The 17544-nt window shown below is 41.0% G+C and carries 16 protein-coding genes and 1 other annotated feature; of the genes, 13 read left to right on the top strand and 3 right to left on the bottom strand.

The genetic code is table 11. The features are described from left to right. Positions 1-21: 21 nt before the first annotated feature. Together ACWF5P_RS13215 and ACWF5P_RS13210 are read right to left on the bottom strand one after the other, a co-directional pair. Positions 22-930, bottom strand: coding sequence for a DMT family transporter (locus ACWF5P_RS13215; protein WP_101222355.1), 909 nt, complete (start codon positions 928-930; stop codon positions 22-24). Then, complete coding sequence (locus tag ACWF5P_RS13210; protein ID WP_101222354.1) at positions 914-1327, bottom strand: reverse transcriptase-like protein; 414 nt, start codon at positions 1325-1327, stop codon at positions 914-916. Before ACWF5P_RS13210 ends, ACWF5P_RS13215 begins: the two co-directional genes overlap by 17 nt. A gap of 220 nt (positions 1328-1547) precedes the next feature. Here ACWF5P_RS13210 and ACWF5P_RS13205 point away from each other — a divergent pair, with 220 nt between their 5' ends. From ACWF5P_RS13205 to ACWF5P_RS13195, 3 genes are all read left to right on the top strand, one after another. Then, positions 1548-2219 (top strand): ribonuclease H family protein, encoded by a 672-nt coding sequence (locus ACWF5P_RS13205; protein WP_434167292.1) that lies wholly within the window; start codon positions 1548-1550, stop codon positions 2217-2219. Positions 2220-2224: 5 nt separating this feature from the next. Further along, the gene (locus ACWF5P_RS13200; RefSeq protein ID WP_101222353.1) at positions 2225-2410 is read left to right on the top strand and encodes a zinc-finger domain-containing protein; all 186 of its coding nucleotides are present in this window, start codon (positions 2225-2227) and stop codon (positions 2408-2410) included. Positions 2411-2489: 79 nt separating this feature from the next. Beyond that, the gene (locus tag ACWF5P_RS13195; RefSeq protein ID WP_434167291.1) at positions 2490-3467 is read left to right on the top strand and encodes an HD domain-containing phosphohydrolase; all 978 of its coding nucleotides are present in this window, start codon (positions 2490-2492) and stop codon (positions 3465-3467) included. A gap of 15 nt (positions 3468-3482) precedes the next feature. Here the strand turns inward: ACWF5P_RS13195 and ACWF5P_RS13190 are convergent, their stop codons facing one another. Next, positions 3483-3947: an RrF2 family transcriptional regulator gene (locus ACWF5P_RS13190; RefSeq protein ID WP_101222351.1), complete on the bottom strand. Its 465-nt coding sequence runs from the start codon at positions 3945-3947 to the stop codon at positions 3483-3485. Between the two features lie 170 nt (positions 3948-4117). Here ACWF5P_RS13190 and hmpA point away from each other — a divergent pair, with 170 nt between their 5' ends. The 10 genes from hmpA (at position 4118) to ACWF5P_RS13140 (ending at position 17534) form a co-directional block, all read left to right on the top strand. Beyond that, entirely contained in the window at positions 4118-5326 is a 1209-nt protein-coding gene (hmpA, locus tag ACWF5P_RS13185; RefSeq protein ID WP_230176918.1) for an NO-inducible flavohemoprotein, read from the top strand. A gap of 62 nt (positions 5327-5388) precedes the next feature. Beyond that, positions 5389-5603 (top strand) — a binding site (T-box leader). A gap of 57 nt (positions 5604-5660) precedes the next feature. Then, complete coding sequence (gene proB / locus ACWF5P_RS13180) at positions 5661-6749, top strand: glutamate 5-kinase (RefSeq protein ID WP_063593971.1); 1089 nt, start codon at positions 5661-5663, stop codon at positions 6747-6749. Positions 6750-6784: 35 nt separating this feature from the next. Further along, entirely contained in the window at positions 6785-8032 is a 1248-nt protein-coding gene (locus ACWF5P_RS13175; RefSeq protein ID WP_434167290.1) for a glutamate-5-semialdehyde dehydrogenase, read from the top strand. Between the two features lie 80 nt (positions 8033-8112). Continuing rightward, positions 8113-8547 (top strand): general stress protein, encoded by a 435-nt coding sequence (locus ACWF5P_RS13170; protein ID WP_434167289.1) that lies wholly within the window; start codon positions 8113-8115, stop codon positions 8545-8547. Positions 8548-9207: 660 nt separating this feature from the next. Further along, positions 9208-11142 carry a sigma 54-interacting transcriptional regulator gene (locus ACWF5P_RS13165; protein WP_434167288.1) on the top strand — a complete coding sequence of 645 codons (1935 nt, stop codon included), beginning with the start codon at positions 9208-9210 and terminating at the stop codon, positions 11140-11142. Positions 11143-11328: 186 nt separating this feature from the next. Then, entirely contained in the window at positions 11329-12303 is a 975-nt protein-coding gene (locus ACWF5P_RS13160) for a hydroxyacid dehydrogenase (protein ID WP_260358966.1), read from the top strand. Between the two features lie 81 nt (positions 12304-12384). Then, positions 12385-13065, top strand: coding sequence for a sodium:solute symporter family transporter (locus ACWF5P_RS13155; protein WP_434167287.1), 681 nt, complete (start codon positions 12385-12387; stop codon positions 13063-13065). 79 nt (positions 13066-13144) lie between these two features. After that, a complete protein-coding gene (locus tag ACWF5P_RS13150) occupies positions 13145-14809 on the top strand; it encodes a thiamine pyrophosphate-dependent enzyme (RefSeq protein ID WP_230176912.1) in 1665 nt (554 codons plus the stop codon). 54 nt (positions 14810-14863) lie between these two features. Beyond that, positions 14864-16033, top strand: coding sequence for a Glu/Leu/Phe/Val dehydrogenase dimerization domain-containing protein (locus ACWF5P_RS13145; protein WP_434167286.1), 1170 nt, complete (start codon positions 14864-14866; stop codon positions 16031-16033). A 70-nt stretch (positions 16034-16103) separates the two neighbouring features. Beyond that, positions 16104-17534, top strand: a complete 1431-nt coding sequence (locus tag ACWF5P_RS13140) for an amino acid permease (protein WP_434167285.1) — start codon at positions 16104-16106, stop codon at positions 17532-17534. The last annotated feature ends 10 nt before the right edge of the window (positions 17535-17544 follow it).

Here is a 17544-nt window from a genome sequence, read left to right as displayed (position 1 = left end):
CGATTTATTTAATTGGGCTTTTCAAGAAAACTCCTGTGTCACCGATTTCTTTTTCTTAACAGGCAGTTCAGCGAAAATCATTCCCAAGAAAATGAATGCGCAGCCGATTATGGAGGCGGTAGTCAATTTTTCCCCTATCAATATGTATGAGGATAACGCAGCAAAAACCGGTTCCATAGAAAAGATCAGCGCCACTCTTGTAGGTGTCGTATAAGCTTGGAAGAAGGTTTGTGCGAAAAAGGCGAACGCCGTGGCAAGGGCTGCAGTAACCAATAAAGCAGTCCATACATCCTTCTGTAACATGACCTCTGAGCTGAAGATGACGGAATGATTCTCGTTGAAAATGAAGGCTGAAACAAATGATAATAAAGATACGGTCGAAACCTGAATCAGCGTCAACGGTAAAGCGGGTAGGGTCTTGGCATATCTAGCTGTAGTAATGATCTGCATGGCAAAACTGATTGCGCATAAAAATACCAGTAAATCACCGATATTCAAATTGGAGCGGTCAGCGAAAGTCATTAGATAAAGCCCAATGGTTGCCGCTGCGACACCGATCAATGTATTGCGGGAAAGCCGATGTTTTAAAAGCAGCAAGGAAAAAACCGGTACCATGACGACACTTAATCCTGTTATGAAGCCTGTCTTTGCAGGAGTCGTATAATTCAATCCGATCGTTTGAAGCCCATATCCCAGAAAAAGCCAAACCCCAATATGAAACCCGGCTATAATGAGGCCCTTATTCCAAGTTTTCCCTTTTTTGTGTAAAGTCGATATATATGGAATGAGCAAGAAAACGAAGGCCATGAAGAAACGGACGGCATTAAACGTGAATGGGTCAAGAAATGACAGGGCGTTTTGAACCATAACAAAAGTCACGCCCCAGATGAATACAACGAATAATAACGAAAAATCAGCTGTCTTGTTCATGAATTTCCTCAGCCTTATTCATGCGAATGGCCCGTCTCGCCAATTCATCCGCGGACTTGTTTTCAAGGTTTGGAATCCATTTCATGAAAAATAATTCAAGCTCGTCGGAAAGCTTTAGCGCCCGTTCCAGCAATATCGCATACTTATTTTTTGCAAATCTTTTTTCAATGGCCTGGTTGATGGCTTGGGAGTCAGTACGGAAAGAAACGACTTGATACTTATTGGCTACACAAATTTCCAATGCTTTGATTAAAGCATGGTATTCCGCTTCATGGTTTTCCATATTTCCAAGCGGAAATGAATGCCTCTCGACCACACCGTTATTATTTATGAAAACACCTGCGCCGCTCGGCCCGGGATTGCCCGCACTGGCACCATCAATATACACTTCGATCAATATATGCTCCTCCTCGAGTTTAACTGTCAATATGCCTTTATAAAAAATGTTTCATATAAAATAAGATTGAAACATGAGAATTTCAGGCTGATATGGGAACTATAATTAAAAAGAGTGATTCAAATGCTTACAATATATTATAAAGGGTATGACGAAAAAAAGGTATGAAAATTGTAAGCTGTTCTGCATGAATGGTGAATGGATAAGGAGCTGGAAATCTTTGAAGGTAATTATGCAATGGACATATCATGCTTCAAAAAAACCATCTGCCGTTTTCGTTTCAGATTGGCTTGATGCCGGGACTGCACTGGTCATTACGGAGGATCTTGAAAAGGCAGGAAGGCTGAAAGAAGTGGAATTCAAGGATGAATTCGATACAACATGGACGAAGAAAGAGCTAAAGAAACTCCTGACGGAAGTTGAGGAAGAGCCGCAGGATGTGACGGTTTTTTTTGATGGCGGTTTTCAAAAAGATGAAAGGGTGGCAGGACTCGGTGTAGCTATTTACTTTCGACAAGGTAAGAAGTTCTGGCGGTTACGCACCAACGTTAAATTGGACCAATTCGAATCCAATAATGAAGCGGAATATGCGGCCTTTCATGAAGCGGTCAGTCAGATGGAAGAACTTGGGGTGCATCATCAAAGCTGTGTCTTTAAAGGGGATTCTCTAGTTGTCTTAAATCAACTTTCCGGTGAATGGCCCTGTATGGAAGAAAACTTAAATAAATGGCTGGACCGCATTGAAGCGAAACTGGATAAATTAAAGATCATTCCGGTCTGCAAACCAATTTCTCGGAAGGAAAACCAGGAAGCTGATCGCCTGGCAACACTTGCACTGCAGGGAAAAGCCATTTTCAGCAAAATAGAGATTGTTGAATCAAAGGAGCCATAACAACAATGAACAGGAAAAAAATATATGAAGAAGTGGAAGATGTTCTTGCTTCATTTTGCCAGGATTGTTTTTTACGAAAGCATTTTCGAAAAGAGAAGGGGCGTACGTATGCCCATCAGTTTTGTATTTCAGAATGTACGGTTGGTGAAAAATTAAAACGCCTAGGCAATGAACTTAGTGACCGAACTTAAGTGCCAAAAAATTGTTTTCATTAAGACACAATGTCAGATATGGTATTATAGGTAAAAAATAGAGAAAAGTGTGAGAGCGATGAAAAATAGAAGAGGGAAGCTGATTAATAAAGCGAATCCGCCTCTTACCATACCTGAAATTGATTTCAAAATGGAAGAATTGAAAAAAGGTGAATCTACTCTAACTGAAGATCATGTACAACCTAAAGTAAAGATTCATGAAAGAATCAATAAAGCTTCTATTCAAATCAAAAACATCTTTCAAGATATACGTAATGAAGGGAAAATACAGCTTGAAAATGTTGAAGTGATTAAAGCGGAGGTAGCACCTGTCATTGCACAAGCTGCAAAGAATCCTGATGTTTATTACCTTTTCGAAGAGCTGCAAGCAAATAACGAGTACACGTATAAGCATAATATCGGTGTCGGAATCATTGCCACTTATCTAGGGATGAAGCTTGGATTATCGAAAGAAAACCTTTCAGCACTGACACTGGCAGCCACACTGCATGACGTGGGTAAAACAAGGATTCCGGATAGTATATTGGAAAAGCCGGGTAAACTGACTGCGGCAGAGTATGAAGAAATGAAACGCCATGCCATTTATGGTTATGAATTACTAAAATCTATCCCAGGAATCCCACCATCGATTGCATTAACAGCCCTTCAGCACCATGAACGGGAAGATGGGAAAGGCTATCCACATGGTCTGATGGGGAATGATATCCATCATCATTCGAAAATCGTCGCAATAGCCGATGTATTCCATGCGATGTCTTCAAATCGTGTATATCATCAGGCCATGCCGTTTTATAAGGTGATTGAGCAAATGAACAGCGATAAGTTCGGTAAATTCAATCCAGAGATACTGCTGGAGTTTGTAAACCGATTAATGTCCACTTTAGTCGGAAAAGAAGTCACGCTTACCAATGGACGAAACGGGACGATCATCATGATCAATCCATACGATCCCCTTAAAGTCCTATTGAATACGGGTTCAGGGATCATGGATTTGCGAATGGAAAAGGAATGGCAGATTGAACGAATCATCGGTTAATGAAAAAGAGCCCGATTATAAAAAATCGGGCTTTTCGTCATGCTGCTTAACTGAATCGAAATAAGTTTTGAGCATCACTTTATTTTCGCTGAAGTCTGCAATCGTATATTGATCAAGGACCTTTAAAAAAGCATCCAAGGCATTATTAAGGACAAATTTCAATGAACAAACGGGAGAAATTACACAGTTATCGTGATCTTTAAAACATTCCACTAAATAAAAATCTTCTTCAGTTCTCCGTACCAGTTCCCCTACATTTATTTCGGCGGGTGATTTTGCAAGCCGGAAACCGCCATTTCTTCCACGTATGGTCTCAATATAGCCTAATTTACCTAGATTATGAACAATCTTCATCAAGTGATTTTTAGACAGTTGATAAACTTCAGATATCTCTTTAATATTTGACAATTTGCTTTGGTCGTGGGAAGCCAGGTAAATCAACACTCTTAGTGAGTAATCGGAATAACTCGTCAACCTCATGTTTATCGCCTCACATTCTATCCCCATTAGACTATATCATAAATGTGAACATTTTATAAACATGAAAACTTATTATTTAAAAAGATGTATAAAAAATATTGCTTTTAATGCATTTAAGTTCTAATATAAACATGTATTTAAAATACTTGTTTATGAAGAGGGGTTTACCTATGCTATCCCAGAAAACTATCGATGTTATCAAATCAACCGTACCCGTATTAGAAGTCCATGGTGCAACTATCACAACTGTATTCTATAAAAATCTTTTCGAAGCACATCCTGAATTGTTAAATGTCTTTAATCATGCCAATCAAAAAAAGGGGCGTCAGCAAACTGCACTTGCCAACACGGTTTTGGCAGCGGCTAAACATATAGATCAACTTGAAACAATCTTACCTGCCGTGAAGCAAATAGCACAAAAACACAGAAGTCTTGCTGTTAAAGCTGAACATTATCCTATTGTTGGAGAATATCTATTAGGAGCAATCAAGGAAGTGTTACAAGATTCGGCTACAGAAGAGATCCTCCAAGCTTGGGGAGAGGCCTATGGAGTCATTGCCGATGTTTTCATTAGCATTGAAAAGGAAATGTACGATCAAGCTTCCAATCAGGTCGGCGGATGGTCTGATTTCAAACGATTCACTGTGGTGGAAAAAGTACGGGAAAGTGACGTAATCACTTCCTTTTATTTAAAGCCATCAAATGGTGACAAGGTTCCAGCATTTCTTCCTGGACAATATATTACCGTTCGTATCGAGATACCGGGTGAACGCTATTTATTCAACCGTCAGTATAGTTTGTCTGATGTTCCGGGAAAAGATTACTTCCGGATTTCCGTTAAAAAAGAAAAGCCTGGAACCTCTCCTGATGGAAGGGTCTCTAACTACTTGCATGAATCCATTCAGATGGGTGACAGTATAGACGTAACGGCTCCTGCAGGTGATTTCACCATTGATTTGGGAAAACGAACTCCGGCAGTATTCTTGAGCGGAGGCGTTGGCATAACGCCTTTCATGAGTATGGTTCATGCAGTAGCTGAACAAACACCTGAGCGTGATGTCCAATTCATTCACGCATCCGATAAAGGCACTTTACAGCCGTTCAGAACGGAACTGACAGAACTAACGCACAAGCTTGCCAGTTATCATTTATCCTTTGTCTTTAAAAATCCGAGTGAGGATGATAAGAACCTGCCGAATTTTGCAAAGCAAGGGTATGTTGATAAGGAATTATTGAGCAGTATTGTTAAACCTGAGGCTGATTATTATGTGTGCGGCCCTGTGCCTTTCATGAAGGCCATCATCACTTACCTGAAAGAGCTTGGGGTAGATACGGATAAAATCCACTATGAATTCTTCGGCCCAGCCATGGCGCTATAAGGTTCATTCATCGAAGGAATGTTATTGACATCAAGAAGATAATTTTGCATACTATATTAAAACAATGAACGTTGAGAGAAGATTAGTATGCGAGAATCACTGTGACAGAGAGCGGCGTCAATTGCTGGAAGGCCCGCGACAGGAATGCGCAGAACCTGCTTCTTGAGTCCTATGCAAAACATAGGCGCAAATCCTGGCGTTATCAGGCAAAGTGGAATGCATGAATTTGCATTCAATGAAGGTGGTACCACGGAGAGCAGCCCTTTTCGTCCTTATTTCGAGGATGAAAAGGGCTTTTTTTCATGTCTTAGATATTTATTGGAGGAAGTAATCGATGGAAAAGAAACGCATCGTTGTAAAGATAGGAAGTAGTTCTTTGACCAACACACAAGGTGAAATCGACCAGAATAAATTTTCCGATCATATCCAGGCAGTGGCAGCTTTAAGGAAAGCCGGACATGAAGTTGTCCTTGTTTCATCAGGTGCTGTAGCGACAGGTTTTCGCAAGCTTGGCTACCCGACGAGACCTGTCACTCTCAAAGGAAAACAAGCTGCTGCAGCTGTAGGTCAAAGCCTATTGATTCAATCGTATATGGAACAATTGGGGCATTTTGGAATCGTTCCGGCGCAGATTTTATTAACAAGGAAAGATTTCTCGAAAAAAGATAGATATAAAAATGCATATGCCACATTGATGGAATTGCTTGAACGCGGCATCCTTCCGATCATAAATGAAAATGATACAGTATCGGTCGAGGAGTTGACTTTTGGTGATAATGATATGCTATCCGCCTTAGTAAGCGGCCTGGTCCACGCGTCCAACTTGATCATATTAACGGACATTAATGGGCTTTATGATTCCAATCCACAGACAAATCCAGGGGCTAAACGATTTGATAAGCTATCCGAAATAACGGATGATTTATTGCAAATGGCAGAAGGTGCAGGTTCCAATGTCGGAACCGGTGGGATGAAATCGAAGCTGATTGCAGCGCAAACTGCATTGTCTCTAGGGGTGAAAGTATTCATCGGTTCTGGTTTGGGGAGTGATAAACTTCTAACAATCCTTGAAGGCAATGGTGATGGCACGTATATTGGGAATGATCTCTTGACGACGGTAACGAAAAACAAACAATGGATATCACTTCATTCAAAAGTATCAGGGAAAATTTTCGTTGATGAAGGTGCCGAAAGGGCCTTAGTTTCAAATGGCAGCAGTCTGCTGCCAGCTGGAATTTATGAAATTAAAGGAGTCTTCAATAAGGGTGATGTTGTCGAAGTCTTTGGTGCAAATGGGTTATTAGGGCGGGGTGAGGTCCTTTATTCCGACGAAGAATTAAAACAGGCGATGGGAAAGAGGACATCCGAGCTTATAATCACTTCCATAGAAGTTATCCATCGCGATAAATGGGTGAAAGCATAAAAAATCAATTTCAACAAAAAAGGGGGAATTTAGAAATGAGTGAAGTGACGGCGAAAGGAAAGGCAGCCCAAAAAGCCAGTTATCAGCTAATCGGTTTGAGTACGGAAAAGAAGAATGAGGCACTTGGAAAAATTGCTAAACAACTTATTATCGATAAAGATTTTTTGATAAAGGAAAACCAAAAGGATCTGGAAGATGGCAGGAAAAAAGGTCTCAGCGAGTCTATATTAGATCGAATTATGTTGAATGTTAACCGTATTGATGACATGGCAGCGGCCATTATGCTTTTAATCGATTTAAATGATCCGATTGGGGAACGATTGGAGACGATCGAAAAAGAGAATGGTTTATTGATTAAAAAGCAACGGGTGCCGATCGGGGTAATCGGAATGATTTATGAAGCAAGGCCTAACGTGACCATCGATGCAGCTACATTATCCTTGAAAACGGGGAATGCTGTCATCTTAAGAGGCAGCTCGTCAGCCAAATACTCCAATATGGCACTAGTCTCTTCCATTCATAAAGCATTGGAGAATACGGAAATCCCTGTAGAAGCTGTTCAGTTGATCGAGGATACAAGTCGTGAAACCGCTAAGGAACTTTTTCATCTTAATGAGTATTTAGATGTTTTGATTCCCCGCGGCGGAAAGAATTTAATTGAAACGGTCATTAAGGAGTCCACTGTTCCTGTCCTTGAAACAGGTGCAGGCAATTGCCATATCTTCATCGATCAGACCGCAGATATCACGATGGTCGAGAAAATTGTCTTAAACGGTAAAACTCAGCGCCCATCCGTATGCAATGCTATTGAGGGGCTTCTAATCCATGAAGAATGGTATAAAGAAAATGGAGTGCGTATTCTGGAACTCCTGGACGAAAAGGGTATTGAATTATATGGAGATGAAGCGGTTTGCAGCTCCTTTCCGAGAGCGAAAACGGCTACGGAGGAAGATTGGTCAACTGAGTACCTGGCTTTAAAACTCAGCGTGAAAACTGTAAAAGGTGTATCCGATGCCATTGATCACATAAACCGATACGGTTCCAAGCATTCTGAAGCAATCCTAACGAGGGATGAACAAAATGCTTACGCATTTTTGAATAAAGTAGATGCCGCAGCAGTTTATCACAATGCTTCCACCCGTTTTACCGACGGCTTTGAATTCGGTTATGGCGCAGAAATCGGCATTTCCACACAAAAGCTGCATGCACGTGGACCAATGGGGTTACCGGCCTTAACATCAAGCAAGTACTTCATATACGGCCAGGGGCAAATCCGGGAATGAAATTCATTTCTTTCATGGAAGGTTATTAAACCTCAATTAAGGGTATTGTACAATACATTACTTTTAAAGGAGCAGATACCATGGACAAGAGGTTTATAGCAATATATGATAATGAAAATGAAGCGACTTCAGCAGTCAAAAATTTAAAGGAACAAGGATATACATCCGATCAAATATCAGTAGTGGCAAAAAACATCGATAAATTACCAACTGAAGCCGAGGAAGTCAGCCCGGCAAAAACTGATGGATTAGTAGCTGGGGCAGCAGCCGGCGGAGCTGTCGGGTTGACAGGCCTGCTTATTGGAATGAGTGCATTAGCCGTACCAGGAATTGGTCCGATATTGGCAGCGGGTCCGATTTTCACCACATTTGGCGGAGCCGCAGCCGGGGCAGCATCGGGAGCAGGCGGATTGAGGAAGCCATTATTGAATCTTGGACTGGAGGAAACCGAAGTCGATCAATATATGGAGGATATTAAAGCAGGGAAAATCCTTGTCATAGCCGATCCTTTTTAAGTTCGCAAGTAAAACCACCTTGAATGAACAGACTTATGATGTTTGAGAACTTAACTCCATAAAAACTCAAAATTAAACAGCCCTTATTTATTGAAAAACCCCGTTCAGGATTCTTGAACGGGGTTAATCTTTTTGTAGGCTAATTTTATTGTCACTTACGATAAAATCAAAAGGAATTCCACATTGGTATGAAGAATAAAGGAATATAGTCCTATTAGCGAGAAAGGGAGGGGGATTATGGTGAAAAAGCAGAAGCCGATGCCACTTTAAGAAATTATAGCTATTTTATTCATGATGATTTTCCCCTTGAGAATCATTATACTGATTATAATGTTAAAAAGCGTTTTCCAGTGATGAAAAGCAAGTTTTATTGAGAAGAATTGAATGACCATTCTTATTGTGATATTTAATACCAATCGAAATCCTTGTGATGAAAAAACCCACGATAACAGGGTTTTTTATTTTTAAAAGTGAAAGATGGAATATCTTGATAAAATGGGGAATTAATCTCATGCGTACTTAAGGCATTAACTTTTCATATTCTGGCTTTGAAAAACTTTACGGCATTCTTAGTTAACTCGAACTATCAAGACCTTGTATGACCAGGGCTTTGAGCTTTATCCAATAAAGCAAAATGATTTTAGGTTGGAGGTGGGTGTTTTGATAAAAATAAAACTCGTTGTTCCTCGAAAAGGGTATATTACGGACGCCTTTGAAAGATTTGAGGAATTCAACAAGTTGGAAGCATCGGAAAACAATGATAACGGATCGGTGAAGTTTGTATTAGAGGAGGTAGTTGAGGATGCCGATAAGATTGGAAAGCTGAAGCTTGATGCTGATGTAATCATCTCAAGGGGGTTAATCACGAAACTTTTAAAAGAAAGCAATGAATTCATTCCAATCGTTGATATACCAGTGCAGGGTATCGATCTCATTCGTTCCCTGTATGATTGCAAGGCTCGTTTTGGCAGTAAAAAAGTGGCTGTCATAGGTGCGTTAAATATGATTTATGGTGTTGAAAACCTTTCAGATATCGTTGATTTGCCAATTCAGTCCTATATATTAAATGATATCGAGTCCTCAGTCAGTTTAGTGGATTTAGCAGCCAGAGATGGCTGTGAGGTTGTGTTAAGTGGTTTAAGTACATGTAAATATGCCGAAGAAATAGGGTTGGGAGCCATTCTGGTTGATACTGGAAAGGAATCATTTCGGCAGGCGTTGATTGAGGCGAAACGAGTAGCTCTTGTCAGCAGAAGGGAACAGGAGAAGACCAAGCGTTACCAAACGATTCTTAATTATGCCTATGAAGGGGTTATTGCTATAGATTTAAAGGGACAAATATCCGTATTAAATACGGCGGCTCAGGAGATTTTGTCCATTGCTAAGGGGAGCTTAATTGGAAATTCCATATACGATATAATAAAGCCCGGGAAATTTCGTAATATGCTTTTAAGCGATGATGAATACGAAAAAGATACGGTTGCTTACCAATCCATTCAATTATCGGTAAAAAAAGTCGGGATATTTTTAAAAGGTAAAAAAGTGGGGGATATGGTCGCCTTTCAAGATGTTACCCGCATTCAGGAGATGGAAGGGAAGTTCTTTAGAAAGCTTCATTCACGCGGACATGTGGCGAAGTACACATTTGATGATATATTGTATCGGAGTTCGGAAATCAAGAGGACGATTGAAACGGCTCAACGTTATAGTGAAGTAGATTCAAACATTCTTATAATTGGAGAAACTGGAACGGGCAAGGAAATATTCGCCCAAAGCATACATAATCATAGCAACCGTAAAAATAACCCGTTTGTAGCCATTAATTGCGCAGCCCTTCCCGAAAATCTATTGGAAAGTGAGCTTTTCGGATATGCAGAAGGAGCTTTCACGGGAGCCATGAAAGGCGGAAAGCAAGGATTTTTTGAACTGGCCCATAGAGGTACGATTTTTTTAGATGAAATCGGAGAAATCTCCCCAAAAATGCAAAGCCGGCTGCTACGTGTCCTGCAGGAGCGGGAGATCATGCGCATCGGTGATGATAAAGTAATTCCGGTTGATGTGAGAATTGTGTCGGCAACGAACAAAGACCTCATGCAAATGGTAAAAAGTAATGACTTTCGGGAGGATCTGTATTATCGCTTGAGTGTGCTGGACCTTGTATTGCCTCCGCTTCGGGAACGCAGAGAAGATATTCCGTTATTGGTGAATGCCTTTATTCGGAAAGGTCATTCGGAACAAAAACAAATCAAGATCACGGATAGTGCCATGAAAAAGCTAAGTGAAGGGAATTGGGAGGGGAATATTCGCCAATTGCAAAATTTTTGTGAGCGATTATGTGCTCTTTATAAGAACAAATTAATTGATGTGTACGATATCGAAATGTATTTTCCGAATAGAGTTAAAAAGAAAATACCGCTGTCGCAACAAGACGGAGAGAGCGATATGTCACCCGGAATACATTTATCCGAGCGTGAAAGAATTGTTCAAACGTTAACGAAGGTTAATTTTAATAAAGGAAAAGCCGCCTTTGAGTTAGGCATGAGTCGCACGACATTATGGAGAAAGATGAAAGTCTTGAATATTGAAACAAATTGAAACGGATTGAAACAAATTAATTCATTATGAAACAAATTGTTTACTTTATTTATCTCTTAATTTGAGGACTAATTGGCTTCTTTCTTGAATAAACGGATGTTTTTTATGTTGGCACAATAATTGTATATAAACAATGTAGTAGGAAAGGTTTTTCCTTCAAGGTTAACATGGAAGGTTGGTGGGAATGTGAGTCATTTAGTGTATATTCCTCAAGATATTGAGAAAGAGGGGAAAAGTTATTTAGTAGAAAAAGGCTTTAAGATTAAAGTAGGGTCTGATTTGTCGCAAGAAATTCTTATGGAAGAAATCAAGGGTTGTGATGCAGTACTAACGAGATCAACGGCTGTAATAAATAGAGAAGTTATTACAGCAGCTGAAAACCTCAAAGTAATAGCTAAGTATGGAGTGGGCTTGGACAATATCGATATCGAAGCCGCTACAGAGCGTGGCATATATGTAACAAATACCCCAGAGGCGAATGCGAATTCTGTAGCTGAACATGTAATGGCATTAATTTTATCATTGTCCAAAAACTTAAGCTTGGCTGATAAAGAGCTGCGCAGCGGGAATTTTGCTATCCGTAATCAACTTTTTGGCATGGACTTGGAAGGCAAGACTTTGGGGATTATCGGACTAGGGAGAATCGGTAGAATACTGGCAAAAAAGGCTTCCGAAGGCTTCGATATGAAAGTAATTGGCTACGACCCTTATGTTACAGCCAGTCCGAATTCTGAGCTGGAGATAGCAACAGATTTAGAACGGGTATTCAGAAACTCTGATGTTATTAGTCTACATCTGCCGTTAACGAAAACAACAAAAGGAATAATAGGAAGCCGTGAGTTTTCCTGGATGAAACCTTCCTCCTTTTTTGTAAACGCTTCCAGGGGCGGAGTGGTGAAGGAAATTGATTTAGTAAACGCTTTGCAAGCAGGCGAGATTGCCGGAGCTGGAATAGACGTATTTGAAGTTGAACCTCCTGATAAATGGAATCCCCTTTTTAAATTGGATAATGTGATTGTCAGTCCTCATAATGCGGCATTGACGAAGGAAGGTTCCGTACGCATGGCTGTACATGCAGCAATGCAGGTGGAACAAGTTCTTACTGGCGTAAAACCGAACTGGGCTGTAAATGAGCCCTTAACTAAAGGGGTGTCAATGTAATAATACAGTGATAATTATCTGTTTTTTCTGATAAATAGGGTTTGGAAGATTCGAGTTTAGCATTTGTTGATAAGGATGATTATGCCAATTTATCAAGTAATCATCATTTTTTCGTTATTTATTGGTTTTTCTGCGATTCTCCAAGTTCCGAATTTACAGGGAGCGGAAGCAGACTTAGCTTTATTAAAAATGCCGAAGATGTCATTTGATCCCTGGTTTGTCGGAGTTATTGGAGCATCAGGGGAGATGGCCGTCCTTATACCCAGTTCACTCGTGTTGACGGCTACGGCCACGATCCTTTCAAAAAATGTATTTAAGGTGTGGAAGCCGAATACAACAGATGAGCAGCTTCAAAGACTGAGCAGGATGTTAGTACCTGTCATTTCTATAGTGACTCTATATTTTACGTTCAATGGCGGGGAGTCGATTTTTAAGTTATATCTTATGGCATATAGCTTCATGGCACAGTTGTTTCCAGCACTATTTTTCAGTCTGTGGAAAAAGAATCCGGTTACCGTTCAAGGAGCTTTTGCCGGAATGATCGTTGGAATCCTAATTGTCATATACTCGACTACTTCAGGTACGACGCTTGCTACTTTATTTCCATCTCTACCGCAAGGAATACAAGATCTTGATGTGGGGTTAGCTGTATTATTCATCAACATTGCAGTAACTTTGGGAGTGAGTGCCGTTACTGGAAAAACTCCAATTCGGATGGAAGAGAAAAAACAAGTTTCCGGTATGGAAAAACTTATTAAATGATAGTGGGAATGAGTTCAATATTAATATAATCATAAATTACGAGAACAAAAACACGTACTTGAAAGCGGGAGGCTTGATTATGAAAGTCAGTGGAGGAAGAGCAGTCGTAGAAGTAATGGCTATAGAAGGGGTGAAAAAAGCTTTTTGTGTACCAGGTGAAAGTTATCTTAGTGTAATGGATGCACTATATCAACATCCTGAAATAGAACTTATTTCCGCCAGGCATGAAGGCGGTGCCTCTTTTATGGCGGAAGGTTATGCCAAGGCTTCAGGGGAGGTAGGAGTTTGTATGGCAACGCGTGGAGTGGGGGCTACAAACTTAGCTATCGGCATTCATACTGCTGCTCAAGATTCAACCCCTTTGGTTGCGCTTATTGGCCAAGTCGAACGCCCTTTTAAAGAGAAGGAAGCATTTCAGGAAGTGAATTTGACGGGTTTTTTCAGTCATTTATGTAAATGGACGGTAGAGATCGATCGTGTGGAAAGAATCCCGGAATTATTGCAGCGGGCTTTCCATATTGCGCGATCGGGTCGGCCGGGCCCTGTATTAGTGGCTTTACCGCATGACATGTTAGAAGATGAGGCAGAGTTGAACATTAATCCATCTTATCGCCCGCGTCCTCCTCAACCACATATGGAAGATGTGAAGCGGGCGATGGATACGATACGAAACGCGGAGCGCCCCGTATTGATTGCAGGCGGAGGTGTGATTCACGCTAAGGCCAACAGGCTGCTTGTACAATTTGTAGAGACAATGAAACTTCCTGTAGTTACAGCTTTCCGTCGATTTGACGCGTTTCCTAACTCACACCCTAGCTATGCAGGATGGCTTGGGTTTGGGACACCTCAATATTTACTTGATGCAATCCGTGACGCAGATGTAGTTTTGGCATTAGGGACACGATTCTCTCAAGTAGGAACCCAAGATTACACCTTGCTTTCTAAAAATACTAAACTGATCCATGTGGATATTTGTCCGGAAATTTTTAGTAAAGTGTATGCTCCTTCCCTTGCCATTGAAGCAGACGCCAAGAGCTTCTTGGAACAAGCACTACTAACGCCAGAATCAGAATCTTTTATTTCAAGCGAGGATCATTTGAAGGAATTGCACGATAAATATATGGAATTTTCTGAACTGAAGGCCGACTATACAGAAGATTTCGTGGATATGGACGGATTGATGCATGATCTTGCCGTCGGTCTGCCGAAGGATACCATCATTACAAATGATGCAGGAAACTTTTTTGGATGGCTATCCAGATATTATCGTTTTGAACAAGAAAACACATACGTGGGGCCAACTTCGGGTGCGATGGGATATGGACTGCCTGCTGCTATTGGGGCAAAGCTGGCGCAGCCTCACAAACATGTTGTTTCTATTTCAGGAGACGGCGGCTTTATGATGACTCTCCAAGAGATTGAAACCGCTGTACGGTATAAAATTCCGACTATATCAATTGTTGTGAACAACAATATTTACGGAACAATTCGTGTACATCAAGAAAGGCATTTTCCAAATCGGGTCGTTGGAACTGACTTGTCTAATCCTGATTTTGCTGAATTGGCACGTTTATTTGGAGCACATGGTGAAAAGGTTGAAAAAAATAGTGATTTTGTGCCAGCGTTGCAAAGGGCGATTGCTTCAGGGCTGCCTGCTGTAATCGAAGTTGCAGTCAATCCAAAGATTCAATCTGTAGGCCAAGACAAGAAGGAAGTCCACGAAAAGCTAATGTCGAACAATTAACATTGGAAGTTAGCAGGAACCAATAAAAAGAAGATATTTAGGGAGGTTTCATAGTTGTTAAAACCATATTTAGTTGTGGAATGGAATGATACGGAAACAGATGCTAAAGGCTGGCTGGTCGTCCATAACTTTGTCAAAGGTTACACAGGCGGCGGTACTAGAATGCACCCAACGGTTACAAGAGAAGAGGTCGAGAGGTTGGCCGAGGCTATGGCTTATAAGTATGTAGCCTGTGAGTCTGAGACGACTGGCGGTTGTAAAGCGGGCATTGCCTATGATTATAAAGCGCCAGACGCATATGCAGTGTTAAGAAGATTTCTGATTGCGATGATGCCTTATATAGATATAGGGGTATCGTTAGGAAGTGATTTAGGTACCAAGTATGAAGATGTGCTCAAAATATTTAATGAATTTGGCATTGATATCCCATTAACGAAATCAATGAAGCAGAATCCGGATGTTCTGCAAGGGATAAAAGACTTCGATGAATTATTGACGACAAAAATCGACGGGTTGTTTTTAAACGATGTCGTAACAGGCTATGGTGTGGCTTTTTCCGCAGATGAGGCATGGAAATTTAAAAGCGGAAAAGGTGGAGCGAGAGTTGTCATTCAAGGATTCGGCTGTGTAGGGGCAAGCTGCGCATTGAAAATGTCCCAGTTAGGATACAATGTTGTGGGAATTTCCGATGCAGCCCTTTTGGTTACGTGTGAAGAAGGATTGGATGTCCAAAAGCTTATTGAGCATAAGAATATGTACGGGGAAATGGATAAAGCCTTTTTTGAACCGCATTATGATGTAAGGTCAAACACGGAATGGCTCGACATAGATTGCGACATTTTAATTCCGTCCGCATTGGAGGATGTCATCCACATATCCAATGCCAAAAGCGTAAAAGCGAGCTTGATCGTTGAGGCGGCAAACATTCCCCTTTCTTCAGAGGGAGACGAAATCATAAAACAGAGAGGAATAGATGTTGTCAATGATTTCGTTGCCAACCTTGGGGCGATAAGATTTTATGATGTGGTTATTTTCGGACTGGTTAAACCAAATCCACAAGCTGTCGTTGATGATATAGAAAAACTATGCAGGAAAAATACGTATCATTTATTTACACAAGCTAAAAAACAAAAAAAATATCAAAGAGAAGTAGCCTATGAAATATTTAAACCGACAATCAGCGACTTTCCAGAATATGCAGTGCCTTCCGAAGCGTTATCGTGAACTCTCGTTAACTTGTGTTAATCATAAAAGTGTTTAAGCTGATTATCGATCAGAAACGGGGGGGGAAATCATGCAAACAGAACATGAAAATCAGCCAAAAGAATTACAGCGTTCAATGAAGAGCAGACATTTATTCATGCTCTCCTTAGGTGGGGTAATTGGAACAGGTCTTTTCCTGGGCTCAGGATATGCCATCGGTGAAGCTGGACCCTTAGGAGCGATTGTTGCCTATTTGGTCGGTGGTTTATTAATGTACTTGGCGATGATTTGTCTCGGTGAATTATCGGTAGTGATGCCGGTATCCGGATCCTTTCAGGTTCATGCAACGAAATTTATCGGTCCCGCCACTGGATTTGTCATTGGCTGGATTTACTGGCTGAGCTGGGCTCTTTACGTAGGCCTGGAATTTGTAGCGGCCGGTTTGCTCATGACTAGATGGTTTCCCAATACACCAGTATGGATATGGTGTGTGATATTTACGGTACTTTTATTCACTATAAATGCATTAACAACTAGAAGTTTCGCTGAGACAGAGTATTGGTTCTCCGGGATTAAAGTACTTGCCGTCATTCTATTCATAATTATCGGTGCAGCAGCGATGTTTGGATTGATTCATATGGAGGATGCACAGCCTGCCCCGTTCTTTTCCAATTTTATAGGAGATGGACTATTCCCTACAGGATTCACGGGTGTGTTTATATCGATGATGACAGTTGTGTATGCTTTCCAGGGATCGGAAATCATGGGTGTTGCAGCAGGAGAGACGGAAAACCCGCAAAAAAGCATTCCTAGAGCGATTAGAAATATCGTAATACGTGTGCTGCTTTTCTATGTACTGGCAATCTTTGTTCTATCGGCCGTCGTTCCTTGGAAAGAAGTTGGGGTACTGGAAAGTCCATTTGTTACCGTGTTTGAAATGGTAGGCATTCCTTATGCAGCTGACATTATGAATTTCGTAATTTTGACGGCGGTCCTCTCTGTAGGAAACACGGGTCTGTTTGCTTGTACAAGGATCCTTTTCTCCCTTTCTCAAAACGGTATGGCGCATTCTGCATTTGGAAAGCTCAATCGGCGCGGTGTACCTTTTAACGCCTTACTTGTCACCATGGTCTTTGCCTTGCTGTCCTTACTTACTAGTGTAGTAGCGGAAGAAACGTTATTCGTTGTACTACTTTCCATAAGCGGGGTTGGAGGGGTGCTTACTTGGATGGCGATTGCGTTCGCACAATACAAATTCCGTAAGCAGTATATCAGAGCAGGCGGAATGGTTGAAAATCTGAAGTTCAGAGTACCTTTTTTCCCCTTTTCCCCGATTCTCTGCATCATTATGTGTCTAGGTATTTTCGTGTTCACCGCTTATGATCCGACACAGCGAACCTCGTTGTATTGGGGATTAGGTTTCGTCATTGCTTGCTATATCTTTTACTATTTTAGATATGCGAGAAGGAAAGTGGAGGTGCCAGCCTTAACAAATGATCAGCCCAATGATTTTGTACAATAGGAGAATATTC

The organism is Peribacillus sp. NPDC055009, from assembly GCF_053608705.1.
This window is presented reverse-complemented; position numbering and strand designations above follow the sequence as displayed.